Genomic DNA, 15,344 nt, shown 5'->3' on the forward strand with positions numbered 1-15,344 from the left:
AAGCGGAATCAGCCACCATCCAGTCGCACCGGCACAATAAAAAACCCGCATCGTCGCCGATGCGGGTTTTCGTCTTGCAGCACAGGCCATGTCATCCATGGCCCGCAGCAGGAGGGCAATTACATCATGCCGTCCATACCGCCCATGCCGCCCATACCACCCATGCCGCCAGGCATGCCGGCCGGCTTGTCGTCTGCCACTTCGGCCACCAGGGCGTCGGTGGTCAGGATCAGGCTGGCCACGGAGGCAGCGTTCTGCAGGGCCGAACGGGTCACCTTGGCCGGATCCAGCACGCCCAGTTCCACCAGGTCACCGTAGGTGCCGTTGGAGGCGTTGTAGCCGAAGTTGCCCGAACCTTCCAGCACCTTGTTCACCACCACCGACGGCTCGTCGCCGGCGTTGAAGACGATCTGGCGCAGCGGCTCTTCGATGGCGCGCAGCACGATCTTGATACCGGCTTCCTGGTCGGGGTTGTCGCCCTTCAGGTCCTTGACGTTGGCGCGAGCGCGCAGCAGGGCCACGCCACCGCCAGGCACGACGCCTTCTTCAACGGCAGCACGGGTAGCGTGCAGTGCATCTTCGACGCGTGCCTTCTTTTCCTTCATTTCGACTTCGGTGGCAGCGCCAACCTTGATCAGTGCAACACCGCCGGCCAGCTTGGCCACGCGCTCTTGCAGCTTTTCACGATCGTAGTCGGAGGTTGCTTCGCCGATCTGGGTGCGGATCATGGTCACGCGTGCTTCGATGCCGGCAGCTTCGCCAGCGCCGTCGATGATGGTGGTGTTTTCCTTGCCGATCTCGACGCGCTTGGCTTGGCCCAGTTCAGCCAGGGTGGCCTTTTCCAGGGTCAGGCCGACTTCTTCGGCGATCACTTGGCCACCGGTCAGGATGGCGATGTCTTCCAGCATGGCCTTGCGGCGGTCGCCGAAGCCAGGGGCCTTGACGGCAGCGGTCTTCAGGATGCCACGGATGTTGTTGACCACCAGGGTAGCCAGGGCTTCGCCTTCGACGTCTTCAGCCACGATCAGCAGCGGACGGCCAGCCTTGGCGACTTGTTCCAGCACCGGCAGCAGGTCACGGATGTTGGAGATCTTCTTGTCGAACAGCAGGATGAAGGGATTGTCCAGGGCGACGATCTGCTTCTCTTGGTTGTTGATGAAGTACGGCGACAGGTAGCCGCGGTCGAATTGCATACCTTCGACGATGTCCAGTTCGTTTTCCAGCGACTTGCCGTCTTCGACGGTGATCACGCCTTCCTTGCCGACCTTTTCCATGGCCTTGGCGATGATGTCGCCGATGTCCGCGTCGGAGTTGGCCGAGATCGAGCCGACCTGAGCGATTTCCTTGGAGGTGGTGGTGGGCTTGGACAGGTTCTTCACTTCGCCGACGATGGCGGTGACGGCCTTGTCAATGCCGCGCTTCAGGTCGGTCGGGTTGAAACCGGCGGCGACGTACTTGAAGCCTTCGCGCACGATGGCCTGGGCCAGCACGGTGGCGGTGGTGGTACCGTCACCGGCGTTGTCGGAGGTCTTGGAAGCGACTTCCTTGACCAGCTGGGCACCCATGTTTTCCAGCTTGTCCTTCAGTTCGATTTCCTTGGCGACGGAAACGCCGTCCTTGGTCACGGTCGGGGCGCCGAAGCTGCGCTCCAGCACGACGTTACGACCCTTGGGGCCCAGGGTGACCTTGACCGCGTTGGCCAGGATGTTGACGCCGTTGACGATCTTGGCGCGTGCTTCATCGCCGAAAATAACTTGCTTTGCTGCCATGTTGGATTCTCCAGAAATTCGGTTCAGTTCATGTCGCCGGGCTTGGTGCTGCAAGCTGGGGCAAGCGCCGGCTGCTGTCTTGTTGCCGAGGGCCCTCTATATATGAAGATACAGACGGGCCGAATGCCGAATTACTTCTCGACGACGGCGAACAGGTCTTCTTCGCGCATGACCAGCAGTTCCTGGCCATCGACCTTCACGGCCTGGCCGGAATACTTGCCGAACAGGACGCGGTCGCCGACCTTAACGGCCAGTTGGCGGACCTTGCCATCTTCCAGGATCTTGCCATTGCCGACGGCCAGGATTTCGCCCTGGTCCGGCTTTTCGGTCGCTGCATCAGGCAGAACGATACCGGAAGCGGTCTTGGTTTCCTGGTCGAGGCGCTTGACGATGACGCGATCGTGCAAAGGGCGAAGATTCATGAGAACTCCTTAATTTTCAATAAGTTAGCATTGATTGCGGCGAAGCCTGCAACGGTTTTCTTCCAAATGCAGCAAACCTCACCGCAAGAAAAAGGGGATTGCGCCCGGCGGGCTGTTAGCACTCTGCCGTGACGAGTGCTAAGTATAGGGATGGGCTTTGGATTTTTCAAGGCGTCAATTGCGTTCGCGATCTTAATTGATCTCTTGGTGATCAATAAGGATGACGCCGATATTCCGCTTTGAAATCAAAGACTTGTCGTCTAGTTGCAGTGAAAATTGATGCGCTGGGGGGTAATTCTGAAAGAAATCAAGAACTCTGGCCCATCGAGGGCCCCGAGGCGTCGCGCGTAGCAGTGGCCAGCCGCATGTTGCTGGTCAGTTGAAGCTTGGTCGGATGCAAGCCTACGAGAACAGGTCTGAGTGCGTCCCACTGCGCACGAATACGACCAGGCCGCTCTTGCCCGAGTCGTCCAGTGTATAGATCAGCAGGAAGTCGCCGCCGATGTGACATTCGCGATGACCTGTCCAGTCGCCGGCCAGCGAATGATCGAGCCATTCGGGCGGCAGCGGCCCGTCGTTGGCGATCAGCAGCGTCATGGCCTCTTTCAGCCGGTTCATGTCGTATCGACCGGAATGGGACAGGCGCTGCCAGTCCTTGAGGAAGTCCCTGGTGTAGTCCGACGCGCGAGGCAGTCTTGCCCGCTTACTTGCGGCTGGCTTCTTCGAGGTCATTCAGCAGAGCGTCAGCGGTTGCGAAGCGAGCGCGACGGTTGTTGACGATCTCGTTTGCCTCGGCGATGGCCAACTGACTGGCGGCGTTCGGAGCCTTGAGCGCGAACGGCAGTTCCTTGTCGGCGACGACACGGGTGAGAAACACCCGGATTGCGTCGGAGACGGTCAGGCCCATGGAGGCCAGCGTTTCTGCAGCCTGCGCCTTGAGGTTCTCGTCCACCCGAACGTGAACCATAGTGGTGGTAGCCATGACAGTCTCCTGTTGCGATTGATTGAGATACATTGTATCGCACCCTGCCGATTTTCGTAAAACCGCGCTTAAGGTGAGGTCTGCCGAGATAGCCGAAATGGCAAGGCGATATTTTCGCAATGTCATTACTTCGAATGCAGACAAATTGACTGGCGCAAGTCGTGCTTACACCCTGAAGCGTGACACAGCGAGGGAGCAGTAAGGGCTGCGGACAAATCGATTTTCTCATCTCGCGGGATGGATGCTTTGGTTAGAAATGCGCTCCCTCTGCGACCCCTTGTGCGGGCGTGCAGTTTTTTTCGGTTTGACGTTCCCATTTGGTGCGAAACCCAATGCCGCGTATTAAAAAAGTGCATAAAACGTGCGATCTGTCTGAAGAACTGTACAGGTCTCCCTGCACCGCTCCCAGCCGCACCATTACGGTGTATTCTGCCCAGCGGGGTGGGTCGCGTCGTAGGAACTGCCCCGCCTGGCCTGGCGTTTCGTCCGGGCCGCTTACCTGAGGTGGCTCCGTCCCTTTTTAAGCGGGAAACACCATGGGGAGGGCTCCCGAGTCGTGATGCCATGGGGCATGGCTCGTTTTTTGCAGTAGCAGAGTCCGCAAGCAACATCCAGTCAGCAACTGGGGGTGCTGCGGTGTTGATCGTCCGGGCCTTCGTTCGCGGATGTCAGGATTGGTCAGCGCATATAACAAATGGCACAACGAACTGCGTTTTCAATCACTCTATCGGAAGTAATAGGAGCATTTCATGCAAAAAATTAAAGGGATTCCTGTCGCCACCGCCATCGTGGCAGCGTTCGCATTCGCAGGGGCTGCGCAGGCACAAGAGGTCATCAAGATCGGTCACGTCGCTCCCCTGACCGGTCCCAACGCCCACATCGGCAAGGACAACGAAAACGGCGCCCGCATGGCCGTGGACGAGCTCAATGCCAAGGGCTTCATGATCGGCGGCAAGAAAGTGACTTTCCAGCTGGTTCCCCAGGATGACGCTTCCGATCCGAAGCAAGCCACCACCGTGGCCCAGGCCCTGGTCGATGCCAAGGTCAAGGGCGTGGTCGGCCACATGAACTCGGGCACCACCATCCCCGCTTCCAAGATCTACTTCGATGCCGGCATCCCGCAGATCTCGCCGTCGGCCACCAACCCCAAGTACACCCAACAAGGCTTCAACACCGCCTTCCGCGTGGTGGCCAACGATGGCCAGCTGGGTGGCGTTCTGGGTCGCTACGCCGTCAATGAACTCAAGGGCAAGAACGTCGCCGTCATCGACGACCGTACCGCCTACGGTCAGGGCGTGGCCGAGGAATTCCGCAAGAGCGCGCTGGCTGCCGGTGCCACCGTGGTGGCGACCCAGTACACCACCGACAAGGCCACCGACTTCAACGCCATCCTGACCTCGGTCAAGTCCAAGAAGCCTGACCTGGTCTTCTTCGGCGGTATGGACGCCGTGGCCGGCCCGATGCTGCGCCAGATGGATCAGTTGGGCGTGGCTGCCAAGTTCATGGGCGGTGACGGCATCTGCACCACCGAACTGCCCAACCTGGCCGGCCCCGGTCTGAAGGACAGCGAAGTGGTCTGTGCCGAAGCCGGTGGCGTGACCGAAGCAGGCAAGAAGGCGCTGGACGACTTCAAGGCTGCCTACAAGAAGAAGTTCAACCAGGACGTCGTGATCTACGCTCCGTACACCTACGATGCGCTGATGACCCTGGCCGATGCCATGCAGAAGGCCGGTTCTTCCGATCCCAAGGTCTACCTGCCGGAACTGGCCAAGATCCACCACAAGGGCGTGACCGGCGAAATCGCCTTCGACCCCAAGGGTGACATTCTGAACGGTACCCTGACCCTGTACACCTACAAGGGTGGCAAGCGCTCGCTGCTGAGCGTGGTCAAGTAATCAGGGAAGCTGCAGTTCTGCTCCTGCCGGCCACTGTTACGGTGGCCGGCAGCAAGCCAGGTCTGCACAAACCTGGTCAAAGCCCCGGCCGCGTGCCGGGGCTTTGTCGTTTTTCCCATCGAATACTTCACAAGGCAGCATCCGTAAATGAAGGTTTGTTGGCGCACCGTCCTTTACGGATTATAATGAGAACAGTTCTCATTATTTTTCGCCGTCATGACCGACGTCGTCCAACCCGCTCCGCGTCACCCAGACATCGCTGGCCTCTACACCGGTCATCACCAATGGCTGCTGGGCTGGCTGCGTCGTCGCACCCATGATGCGGAACTGGCGGCCGACCTGGCCCAGGACACCTTCGTGCGGGTCATGGTGTCGCGCCGCAGCTTCTATCTGGAAGAAGTGCGGGCCCTGCTGGCGACCATCGCACGCGGTCTGGTGATCGATCATTTCCGTCGCTGCGCGCTGGAAGCCAGCTTCCTGGAAATGCTGGCGCAACTGCCGCCCGAGCACCTGCCATCGCCCGAGGCGCAATTGCTGGTGCTGGAAACCCTCAACGAAATCGATGCCATGCTGGCCGCATTGCCGGCCAAGGTGCGCAGTGCCTTCCTGCTGTCACAACTGGATGGCCTGGGCTATGCCGAGATCGCCGAGCGCCTGCAGGTTTCGCTCAGTTCGGTACAGCAATACATGAAGCGTGCCTTCACCGCCTGTTACAGCGTCCAGTATGGCCGCTGACGTCACCGCTCCTGCCGACGACATCGTCAGGACCGCCATCGACTGGATGGTGCGGCTGCAATCGGGCACCGCCACCGCCCAGGAACACGAAGCCTGCCGCCGCTGGCGCGCCGAACAGCCGCAGCACGAACTGGCCTGGCAGCGGCTGCAGTCGTTGAGCGAGCGGGTTGCCACGCTACCGCGCACACTGGCGCATGGCAGCATCGGCGATGGTGACGCCCGCAGTCGTCATAACCGCCGGTTCGCCGTCAAGGCCCTGTGCCTGGTTGCCGGGGTAGGGCTGGTGGCCACCGGCGCCGGCATGGCCACCTCCTGGCCGGCGCTGATGGCCGAATATTCCACCCGGGTGGGCGAGCGGCGGCGTGTGCTGCTGGCCGACGGTACCGTGCTCGAACTCAACAGCGCCACCGCCATCGACACTGCCTACGACGACCAGCAGCGCCTGATCAAGCTGCATCGCGGCGAAGTGCTCATCACCACCGCCCGCGAAGAGGGCCGCTCCTATCGTCCGTTCATGGTCCACACCCGCCTGGGGCAGGCGCGTGCGTTGGGTACCCGCTTCCAGTTGCGTGACAGCGAGACCGGCATGCGACTGGCCGTCTATGCTGGTGCGGTGGCCTTCACGGCCAGGGATGGCGTTGGCAGCGTGCGCATCGATGCCGGGCGGCAGGGCATGTTCGACCGGCATGGCCTGGTCGGCAATCTGACGCCCGCCAATGAGCAGGCGCTGGCCTGGACCGACGGCGTCATCGTCGCCGACCGCATGCCGCTGGGCGAACTGGTGGCCGAGCTGGACCGGTACCTGCCCGGCAGGCTGCGCTGCGATCCGGCTGTTGCGTCGCTGCCCATCTCGGGCGTGTTCCCGCTGGACCAGCCGGCGCGCATCCTGGCCGCCATCGCGCGTACCTTGCCGGTGCAGATCGATACCTGGACTTCCTACTGGATCACCCTGCGTCCGCGGGCAGCAGCCCCACGCAGCACGACGTAAAGATTTTTTGGCCAGCCTCTGCAGTTTTTTGCGGCTCGTCCGGTTTACCTGATAGCAAGCTCGCCCATCACCGTAGACCGACATGAAAACAACGACCCGTTTCCCCTCCCGTCTGACCCTCTTCAGACTGGCCGTACTGGCTGCCCTGGCAACGCCTATGGCCACCGTCCAGGCCCAGGCCAGCGACGCCCAGCGCCAGGCCTATGATCTGCCCGCCGGCCCGCTGAACCAGGTCTTGAACAGCTTTGCGCGCCGTGCCGGCGTGCTGCTCTCGTTCGACCCCGCCGTGACCCGCGAACGCCAGAGTGCCGGCCTGTCCGGGCGCTACACCGTGGACGAGGGCTTCGCCGCCCTGTTGAGCGGCTCCAGCCTGCAGGCCGTCAAGAATGCCGACGGTGGCTACACGCTGTTGGCCCCCACCGTAGGCAGCAACGCCAATGCCGTCCTGCCCACCGTGACCATCACCGAAAGCGCCGACCCCACCGCCCCCTATGCCGGCGGCCTGGTGGCGCGGGGTGGCAGCCTGGGCGTGCTCGGCACCGCCAGCGTCATGGATACCCCGTTCAGCACCACCAACTACACCTCGCAAGGCATCGAAGACGTGCAGGCGCGTGCCATCGGCGACGTCATCGCCAACGACGCCTCGGTGCGCAACACCAATGGCAACGGTGGTTTCGGCGACAGCTACCAGATCCGTGGCTTCACCATGTCGGCCAACGATGTGGCCTTCAATGGCCTGTATGGCATGGTCCCGCTGACCCGCATGCCCATCTCCATGGTCGAGCGCATCGAAGTGCTCAAAGGTCCGGGCACCCTGATGTATGGCATGGGGCCGGCCGGCGGCGTCGGCGGCGCGGTCAACCTGATTCCCAAGCGCGCCCATGAAGACCCCATTTCCAGCGTGACGGCCACCTATCTGTCCAATTCGCAGTTCGGTCTCAAGGCCGACCTCGGCCGCCGCTTCGGTGAGAACCAGGAATGGGGCGTGCGCGTCAATGCGCTCTATGCCGACGGCAATACCGGCCTGTCCGGCAGCAATCAACAGCAGAGCATGGGGTCGGTCGGACTGGACTACAACGGCGGTCGTGTGCGCTGGAGCCTGGACGCCTATACCCAGCATGAAGATGCCCGCAACTTCCGCCCGCAATTCAGCATCAGCAGCCTGGTCATGCCGGACGCGCCCTCGGGCAAGACCAATCTGTATCCCGGCACCACGCTGCAATCGGACGACAAGGCCGCCACCACCCGTCTGGAATACGACATCAACGACCAGCTGACCGCCTATGGCGCAGTCGGCTACCACGTCGCCAGTTCCGCGCAGAGCTGGCCCGGCGCCACCATCCTCAATGCACGCGGCGACACGGCCACCCTGTACAACGGCTATTACGACCAGCAGGTGACCTCCACCTCTGCCGATGTCGGCATGCGGGCGCGCTTCAATACCGGCGGCATCAAGCACACCCTGATGCTGGGCGTGAACATGCTGAACCAGCAGACCGATTATTTCTACCTCTCCGAACCCAGCAGCGTCACCTCCAACCTGTATAACCCGGTGGCCCTGCCCACCGTCACCGGCAGCCGCGGCCAGCCCACGCCGCAAAGCCAGGTGCGCCTGACCAGCGTGGCCCTGACCGATACGCTGTCGCTGGCCGATGACCGCCTGCGCCTGATCGGCGGACTGCGCCGCCAGCAGGTCTATTCGCACAGCCTGGTGGATGATAGCCAGACCTCCAACAAGACCGCCATTTCCCCGGTGCTGGGCGTGGTGGTCAAGCCGATGGAGAATGTCTCCCTCTACGCCAACTACACGACAGCCCTCAGCGCCGGCGGCTTCACCTCGGCCAGCGACGGCAATCCCAACCAGCTGTTCGCGCCGTACAAATCCAAGCAGATCGAGACCGGCGCCAAGATCGACTGGGGCCGCGTGACCACTACTGCCGCCGTGTTCCAGATCGAGCAGGCCAATTCCAGCACCACCCTCGTCAATGGCATCACTACCACCACCCAGGATGGTCGCAACCGCGTGCGCGGCCTGGAACTGGCGGCCTATGGTGAACTGCAGCGCGGCCTGCGCTTCAATGCCAGCGGCACCTTCTTCGATGCCAAGCAATACCACACCGACAATGGCACCAACGACGGCAAGGACGTCGGCGCCATCCCCAGCAGCAACTTCAACCTCGGGCTGGACTGGGACGCGCCCTGGCTGCAAGGCCTGGCGCTCAATACCCGCGTGACCCGCACCGGTTCGATGTGGTACAGCAATGAAAACACGCTCAAGGTGCCGGGCTGGACCCGCGTCGATATCGGTGCTCGCTACATCACCAAGGCGGCAGGGCAGGTCGTGACCTACCGCGCCAATATCGAAAACCTGTTCGACAAGAACTACTGGCTGATGCAGAACGGCTATGTGGGCACCTCGTCCGGCCGCACGCTGGTGCTGTCGGCGCAGGTCGATTTCTGACCTCACCCGCTTGCGCCGTCAGGCGCAGCGCCCAAGCCTGCAGAACAGCTCTGTCGCCCCCGGGCGGCAGGGCTTTTTTTCTTGAGCCTGTTGAGCCTGTTCTGGTCCGATGACGAATATTTTTTATACGATTTATATCGCTGGCATCTTCTGCGGGATCAGGTCCGCTTGACACTGCAGTGAGTCAGGCCGCTCAGGCCGCTCAGGCCGCTCAGGCCAGTATTGCATCCATCTCCCGCGCGCTTTCCAGGAATATCCGCCGCAGCCACTCGATGCCCGGATCATTGGTGCGATAGCGGTGCCACTGCATCATCTGATGCATCTCCGCCAGCGGCAACGGACTCTCCTTGATCACCACCGGCCATTGCGGCGCCAGCTTGCGCGCCAGCCGGCCGTGCACGGTGGCAATCCGGTCCGTGCCCTGCACCAGCGCCACCGCAGAGGCAAAGCTGAAGCTGGTGACTTCCACCCGCCTGGCAAAGCCCAGTTTGTTGGTCATCCACGCTTCCACTGATGAAGCATTGGCGCCCGGCGGCACCATCACCACGTGGCCCGCGTTCATGTAACGTTCCAGCGTCAGTTCGCCGTCAGCCAGCGGGCTGTCGCGCCAGACCACGCACACGTGGCGTTCGCGAAAGACTTCTTCGGCGGGATGGTCGGGTGTGCAGAATTCCTGCGGCAGGATCAGCAGATCGACCTCGGCACGGTCCAGGGAGCGGGGCGGGTCTTGCACCTGCGGCATCAGCGCAAAGCGGATGCCCGGCCCCTCGGCGTAGGCACGCGCCATCACCCGCGGCACCAGCACACTCAGGCTGAAGTCCGAGACCGAGATGCGGAATTCCCGTTGTGATTGCGCCGGCACGAAAGCCGGCTTGGCGGCGATCGAACCCTCGATGCGCCGCAGGACATCATTGACCGCGTCGCGCAGCACCTCGGCCCGTGGCGTGGCCTCCATGCGGCGCCCGACCTGGATCAGCAATTCATCGTCGAAATATTCGCGCAGGCGTGCCAGCGCATTGCTCATGGCCGACTGGCTCAGGTGAATCTTCTCGGCGGCGCGGCTGATGCTCAGTTCGGTCAGCAAGGCATCCAGGGCGACCAGCAGGTTGAGGTCGAGTTTGTTGAAGCGCATGGGCGTGTCTCCGTTGTTCGGGCGTGCCGGCCTTCTGTACACAGGGTGTGCGGGCGCGGTCATGTATTGATGCCGCCCATATCATGAATCAAAACAATCCATTTGATCAATATCAAGCTCGAACTTAAGCTTCCCTCATCCGCTGCACGGCCCCCGCAGATCGAAGAAAGGGCCGGCACGGCAAGCCGGCGGCGCCCTCTGCGCGCCGCTTTCGGCCTGGCCCCCAAAAGACGCCGCGATGGCGAGACAACAAGCCAGGCAGGGTAGGAGACAAGGAGACAGAAGTGAAGAGAGGATATGTACCAGTCCAGCGGCTGGCCACATGCGCCGTCGTGGGCATGCTGGGCACGGCGGCCATGCAGTCCGCACAAGCGTTTGAAGGTGGCGTCTCGCCATTCCCCACCGGGTCCACCAGTGAATACATCGCTGCGCTGCCGCCCATCCCGGGCCTGTTTGCGGTGGAGCAATTCAACTACAGCAGTGCCGACGGTCTGTACGACAACAAGGGCAACAAGCTGCCCATCCCCTTCAAGTCCCAAGCCTTCTCCGCTACCACGCGTCTGCTGGCTTCCTATGGCGTGGAATGGTTCGGCGCCAAGGTGTATTCGCAACTGGTGCTGCCGGTGGTGTCGCTGCATACCGAAGTGGCTGGCCACGGCGAGAACCACAACGGCCTGTCCAACGTCACCGTCACGCCGCTGCTGCTGCGCTGGGATGTGGCGGCCCATACCAATGTCACGTTCGGGTTCGACTTCGCACTCAAGACCGGTTCCTACAATCCCGCCCGCCCCAGTGTGGCAGTGGGCTATACCTCGTACCAGCCGGTGCTGGCGATACGCCACAACGATCCTGATGGACTGGACCTGGGCATCTCCAACCGCCTGCTCTTCAACGACAAGAACAGCGATACCAACTACCGCTCCGGCACCGCCTACGTGGCCGATTTCATCGGTGGCTGGAACTTCGGGAAGTGGAAGGTCGGCGTGACCGGTTCCTACCTGAACCAGTTCACCGACGACCGCCAGAACGGCAGCGACATCCCTGGCAATCGCATGCGCAGCTTCGCCATGGGCCCGACCGTCGCCTATAACGCCGGTCCCTTCAGCATCAACATGAATGTCCAGCGCGGTCTGTACGCCGCCAACACGGCCAAGAGCGATGCCATCTGGATCAACTTCGCCATGCCGTTGTGGCTGGGCGGCCCGCACTGAGGACCTGGGTCCGGCCCACCCAACGCATCACTCATCATCAAAGGAGTTTCACCATGTTCCGTTACTTCCCGACGAATTATGTCTGGAATCTTTCCGTCGACCTTGCCATCGAGATGGGGGCGCGCATCGGCGAGATCGAAGCCATGTGCGCACCTCTGCAGGAGGCGGCCAAGCAGCCTGACGCCGAAGGCACGGCCGCCTTCCGCGCCACCTGGGCGGACATGGCGGAAAAGCTGTGCAGCCTGGCCGCCGAGGACGAAGTGCGCGGCCGGCTGCTCTCGGCCGGCGCCAAGTACAAGCGCGCCGCCAGCTATCTGCTGACCTGCGAACGCCTGCAGGGCCACGGCGCGCCGGGCCGGCTGGCACTGTACCGGCGTTTCCTCGAAGTGTTCCAGCGCGGCATCGCCCTGGCCGGCGACAACTGCCAGCGCGTCGAGATCCCCTATGAAGGCCAGGTGATCTCGGGCCTCTATACCCGCGCCCTCGGTGTGCAGGGACCGGCACCGGTGCTGGTCCAGCTCAACGGCCTGGATTCGACCAAGGAAATGAAATACCTGGTCGGCCTGCCCGGCTGGCTGGCCGAGCGCGGCGTGTCCTCGTTGGTGATCGACCAGCCCGGCACCGGCGAAGCCTTGCGCCTGCACGGCATGACCGCGCGCTTCGATGCCGAGCACTGGGCCGCTCACGTGGTGGACTGGCTGGAGCAGCGCGATGACGTGGACCCCAAACGCATCGGTTGCGAAGGCGTTTCGCTGGGCGGCTACTACTGCCCGCGCGTGGTGGCCATGGAGCCGCGCTTTGCCTGCGGCGTGGTGTGGGGCGCCAATCATGACTGGCGCGACGTGCAGAAGCGTCGCCTGGAAAAGGAGGGCGATTTCCCCGTGCCGCATTACTGGCAGCACGTGTGCTGGGTGTGGGGCGCCAAGGACGTCGACGACTTCATGCGCATCGCCGAAGACGTGCACCTGGATGGCGTGGTCGAAAAGATCCGCGTGCCCTTCCTGGTCACCCACGGCGAAAAGGACAGCCAGATTCCGCTCAAGTGGGCGCATCGCACCTATGAACAACTGGTCAACAGCCCCAAGCGCGAATTGAAGATCTTCACCGACCGCGAAGGCGGCGTGCAGCACGCCAGTTTCGACAATTCCATCAATGCCGGCCATGTCATTGCCGACTGGGTGGCCGAGACCCTGGGTGGTCGCACCCGGGGCTGAGGCAGAACGATCACCGATGACACACAGACTGAATCACAAGGAAATCCGCATGAACATCATTGGACCCGATGCCCTGGTCTTTGGCGTGGACGATCTGCCCGCCTGCCGCCAGTACCTGCTCGACTATGGCCTGAGCGACGCCGGCGGTGACCGTTTCGAAGCCCTGGATGGCACCGCCATCGTGCTGCGTGCCCGCGACGACGCTACCCTCCCGTCGGCCATGGGCACCGCCAGCCTGTTGCGCGAAACCGTCTACGGGGTGGCCGATGCCGCCTCCCTGGACGCCATCGAAACCGAATTGCGCCGCGACCGCGAAGTCAGTCGCCGTGACGGCGTGGTGCGCAGCGTGGACGACATGGGCTTTGCGCTGGCCTTCCAGCAGACCGTACGCCGCTCCCTGGTCATGCCGGCCGAACGCGTCAACGGTCCGGGCGATCCGCAGCGTGCGCCCAATCAGCTGGGCCTGCCGCCGGAACTGCCGGCCCTGCCGCGTACGCTCTCGCATGTGGTGTATTTCGTGCCGGACGCCGCCCGGGCCGAGGCCTTCTACCAGCGCCTGGGCTTCGTCTGCACCGACCGCTTCACCGGCGTGGGGCCCTTCCTGCGCCCGGCCGGCACGCAGGACCACCATACCCTCTTCATGATCCAGACCCCGCCCTTCATGAAAGGCTGCGAACACTTCACCTTCCACATGGGCGGCCCGACCGAAGTGCTGCTGGCCGGCACCCGCTTCGTCGAAAAGGGTTACCAGAGCTTCTGGGGGCCTGGCCGCCATCGTTTCGGCAGCAACTGGTTCTGGTACTTCAATTCGCCGCTGGGCTGCCACGTCGAATACGACGCCGACATGGACCTGCATGATGAGGCCTGGGCCGCCCGCGAAGTGCCGATGGGCGCGGATGCCTCGCAACTGTTCCTGTTCCAGTATCGCGAGAAATGGGCACCCAGCGGTCCGCCGCCGCCGGGCGCCGCACACTGACCCTACCGGGAGAGACGGCCATGTACCTGTGTCACGTCACGCAATTGCCCGAGGACGGCGCACGCGGTTTCGATACCGACGGGGCAGGGCAGGCCACCATCTTCCTGCTGCGCCGGGGCGAGCAGGTGCGCGCCTGGCGCGACTGCTGTCCGCATCACGGCACACCGCTGCCGTGGCGGCGCGATGCCTATCTCGACGCCAGCGGGCAGCACGTGGTCTGTGCCGCCCATGGCGCCCTGTTCGATCCGCTCACCGGACTGTGCACGCTCGGTCCCTGCCTGGGCGACACGCTCACGCCGGTCGCGCTGCGCATCGATGACGACGGTGGCCTGCACCTGGCCAGCGGCGATCACGTTTAACCCATCAAGAAAAAGACTCAGGAGACACCATGACACTCGCAGCCCAACGCATCCTCATCATCGGCGGCGGCTTTTCCGGCATGTCCGCCGCCATCGATCTGTGCCGCCGTGGCGCCCAGGTCGATCTGGTGGAGCTCGATGCCCAGTGGCGCAACTATGGCGCCGGCATCAGTCTGGGCCCGGCCACCCTGCGTGCACTCAAGCAACTGGGCGTACTGGAGGCCTTCCTGCGCGAAGGCGCGGCCGGTGACGGCGTGCGCCTGTGCCTGCCGCACGGCCCGCAGATCGCCGAGCTGCCCACGCCGCGCCTGGCAGCACCCGATGTGCCGGGTGGCGGTGCCATCCTGCGACCGGTACTGGCGCGCATCCTGGCCGATGCCACCCGTGCGGCGGGTGCCGATGTCCGCCTGGGTTGCACCTTCACCGCCCTGCGTGAGCAGGGCGACCAGGTCGAGGTGGAATTCACCGATGGCCAGACCCGCCGCTACGACCTGGTGATCGGCGCCGATGGCCTGTACTCCAAACTGCGCGCCCAGCTCTTTCCCGACGCACCCAAGCCGCGCTACAGCGGCCAGGCCGTGTGGCGCGCCATCCTGCCGCGCCCGGCCGAGATCGATACCTGCACCATGTGGATGGGCCCGCGTATCAAGCCCGGCGTCAATCCGGTCTCCCGGGATGAGATGTACCTCTTCGTGACCGAGCCACGTCCGGTCAACGACCACATCGATCCATCCAGCTTCGTGGCGCGCCTGCGCGGCTTGCTGGAAGACTTCAGCGCCCCGGCGCTCAAGACCATCCGCGACCAGCTCGATGACCGCGCCCGCATCATCTTCCGTCCGCTGGAAGGCCTGCTGCTGCCGCGTCCCTGGTATCAGGGACGCGTGGTGCTGATCGGCGATGCCGTGCATGCCACCACGCCGCACCTGGCCTCGGGCGCCTGCATCGGCATCGAGGATGCCCTGGTGCTGGCCGACGAGCTGGCACGCAACGATAGCGTGCCGCTGGCCTTGTCGGCCTTCGAAGAGCGTCGCTGGGAACGCTGCCGCATGGTGGTGGAGAACTCGGCGCGGCTGGGCGAGATCGAGGTGGAGGGTGGCGACAAGGACGAGCACTCCCGCATCATGCGCGAATCACACGCGGCACTGGTGCAACCCATCTGACTGCCACCATCACCATAAAAAATAGAAACCATGAACGGCT

14 protein-coding genes are annotated in these 15,344 nt (G+C 63.2%); 9 read left to right on the forward strand and 5 right to left on the reverse strand.

Annotated features, from left to right (window positions below):
• Positions 1–119 precede the first annotated feature (119 nt).
• The 4 genes from groL to HBH1_RS12595 form a co-directional block, all read right to left on the reverse strand.
• On the reverse strand, positions 120–1,769 hold the full coding sequence (gene groL / locus HBH1_RS12580) for a chaperonin GroEL (protein WP_039876549.1): 1,650 nt from the start codon (positions 1,767–1,769) through the stop codon (positions 120–122).
• Between the two features lie 131 nt (positions 1,770–1,900).
• A complete protein-coding gene (gene groES, locus HBH1_RS12585) occupies positions 1,901–2,191 on the reverse strand; it encodes a co-chaperone GroES (protein ID WP_006713122.1) in 291 nt (96 codons plus the stop codon).
• Between the two features lie 402 nt (positions 2,192–2,593).
• Positions 2,594–2,923 carry a type II toxin-antitoxin system YafQ family toxin gene (locus tag HBH1_RS12590; protein WP_102663025.1) on the reverse strand — a complete coding sequence of 110 codons (330 nt, stop codon included), beginning with the start codon at positions 2,921–2,923 and terminating at the stop codon, positions 2,594–2,596.
• The gene (locus HBH1_RS12595) at positions 2,895–3,173 is read right to left on the reverse strand and encodes a type II toxin-antitoxin system RelB/DinJ family antitoxin (protein ID WP_102663026.1); all 279 of its coding nucleotides are present in this window, start codon (positions 3,171–3,173) and stop codon (positions 2,895–2,897) included. Before HBH1_RS12595 ends, HBH1_RS12590 begins: the two co-directional genes overlap by 29 nt.
• A gap of 749 nt (positions 3,174–3,922) precedes the next feature.
• Between HBH1_RS12595 and HBH1_RS12600 the strand changes: the two genes are divergently transcribed.
• The 4 genes from HBH1_RS12600 to HBH1_RS12615 all read left to right on the forward strand — a co-directional run bounded on the left by HBH1_RS12600 (position 3,923) and on the right by HBH1_RS12615 (position 9,252).
• Positions 3,923–5,068, forward strand: coding sequence for a branched-chain amino acid ABC transporter substrate-binding protein (locus HBH1_RS12600; RefSeq protein ID WP_102663027.1), 1,146 nt, complete (start codon positions 3,923–3,925; stop codon positions 5,066–5,068).
• A 216-nt stretch (positions 5,069–5,284) separates the two neighbouring features.
• Positions 5,285–5,803, forward strand: a complete 519-nt coding sequence (locus HBH1_RS12605; RefSeq protein ID WP_102663028.1) for a sigma-70 family RNA polymerase sigma factor — start codon at positions 5,285–5,287, stop codon at positions 5,801–5,803.
• Positions 5,793–6,791 carry a FecR domain-containing protein gene (locus HBH1_RS12610; RefSeq protein WP_102663029.1) on the forward strand — a complete coding sequence of 333 codons (999 nt, stop codon included), beginning with the start codon at positions 5,793–5,795 and terminating at the stop codon, positions 6,789–6,791. Before HBH1_RS12605 ends, HBH1_RS12610 begins: the two co-directional genes overlap by 11 nt.
• Positions 6,792–6,873: 82 nt before the next feature.
• A complete protein-coding gene (locus HBH1_RS12615; RefSeq protein WP_102663030.1) occupies positions 6,874–9,252 on the forward strand; it encodes a TonB-dependent receptor in 2,379 nt (792 codons plus the stop codon).
• A 211-nt stretch (positions 9,253–9,463) separates the two neighbouring features.
• Here HBH1_RS12615 and HBH1_RS12620 read toward each other — a convergent pair whose 3' ends face one another.
• Positions 9,464–10,384: a LysR family transcriptional regulator gene (locus tag HBH1_RS12620; protein ID WP_102663031.1), complete on the reverse strand. Its 921-nt coding sequence runs from the start codon at positions 10,382–10,384 to the stop codon at positions 9,464–9,466.
• A gap of 338 nt (positions 10,385–10,722) precedes the next feature.
• Here HBH1_RS12620 and HBH1_RS12625 point away from each other — a divergent pair, with 338 nt between their 5' ends.
• The 5 genes from HBH1_RS12625 to HBH1_RS12645 are packed head-to-tail and all read left to right on the forward strand — an operon-like array spanning position 10,723 to position 15,304.
• The gene (locus HBH1_RS12625) at positions 10,723–11,595 is read left to right on the forward strand and encodes a SphA family protein (RefSeq protein WP_199181585.1); all 873 of its coding nucleotides are present in this window, start codon (positions 10,723–10,725) and stop codon (positions 11,593–11,595) included.
• 53 nt (positions 11,596–11,648) lie between these two features.
• Complete coding sequence (locus tag HBH1_RS12630) at positions 11,649–12,809, forward strand: alpha/beta hydrolase family protein (protein ID WP_102663032.1); 1,161 nt, start codon at positions 11,649–11,651, stop codon at positions 12,807–12,809.
• A 49-nt stretch (positions 12,810–12,858) separates the two neighbouring features.
• The gene (locus HBH1_RS12635) at positions 12,859–13,785 is read left to right on the forward strand and encodes a VOC family protein (protein ID WP_102663033.1); all 927 of its coding nucleotides are present in this window, start codon (positions 12,859–12,861) and stop codon (positions 13,783–13,785) included.
• A 20-nt stretch (positions 13,786–13,805) separates the two neighbouring features.
• Positions 13,806–14,144 carry a Rieske (2Fe-2S) protein gene (locus HBH1_RS12640; protein WP_102663034.1) on the forward strand — a complete coding sequence of 113 codons (339 nt, stop codon included), beginning with the start codon at positions 13,806–13,808 and terminating at the stop codon, positions 14,142–14,144.
• Between the two features lie 29 nt (positions 14,145–14,173).
• Positions 14,174–15,304: an FAD-dependent oxidoreductase gene (locus tag HBH1_RS12645; RefSeq protein WP_102663035.1), complete on the forward strand. Its 1,131-nt coding sequence runs from the start codon at positions 14,174–14,176 to the stop codon at positions 15,302–15,304.
• The last annotated feature ends 40 nt before the right edge of the window (positions 15,305–15,344 follow it).

The sequence above is a fragment of the Herbaspirillum sp. BH-1 genome (assembly GCF_002870055.1).
In the GTDB taxonomy this organism is placed as follows: Bacteria; Pseudomonadota; Gammaproteobacteria; order Burkholderiales; family Burkholderiaceae_D; genus Herbaspirillum; species Herbaspirillum frisingense.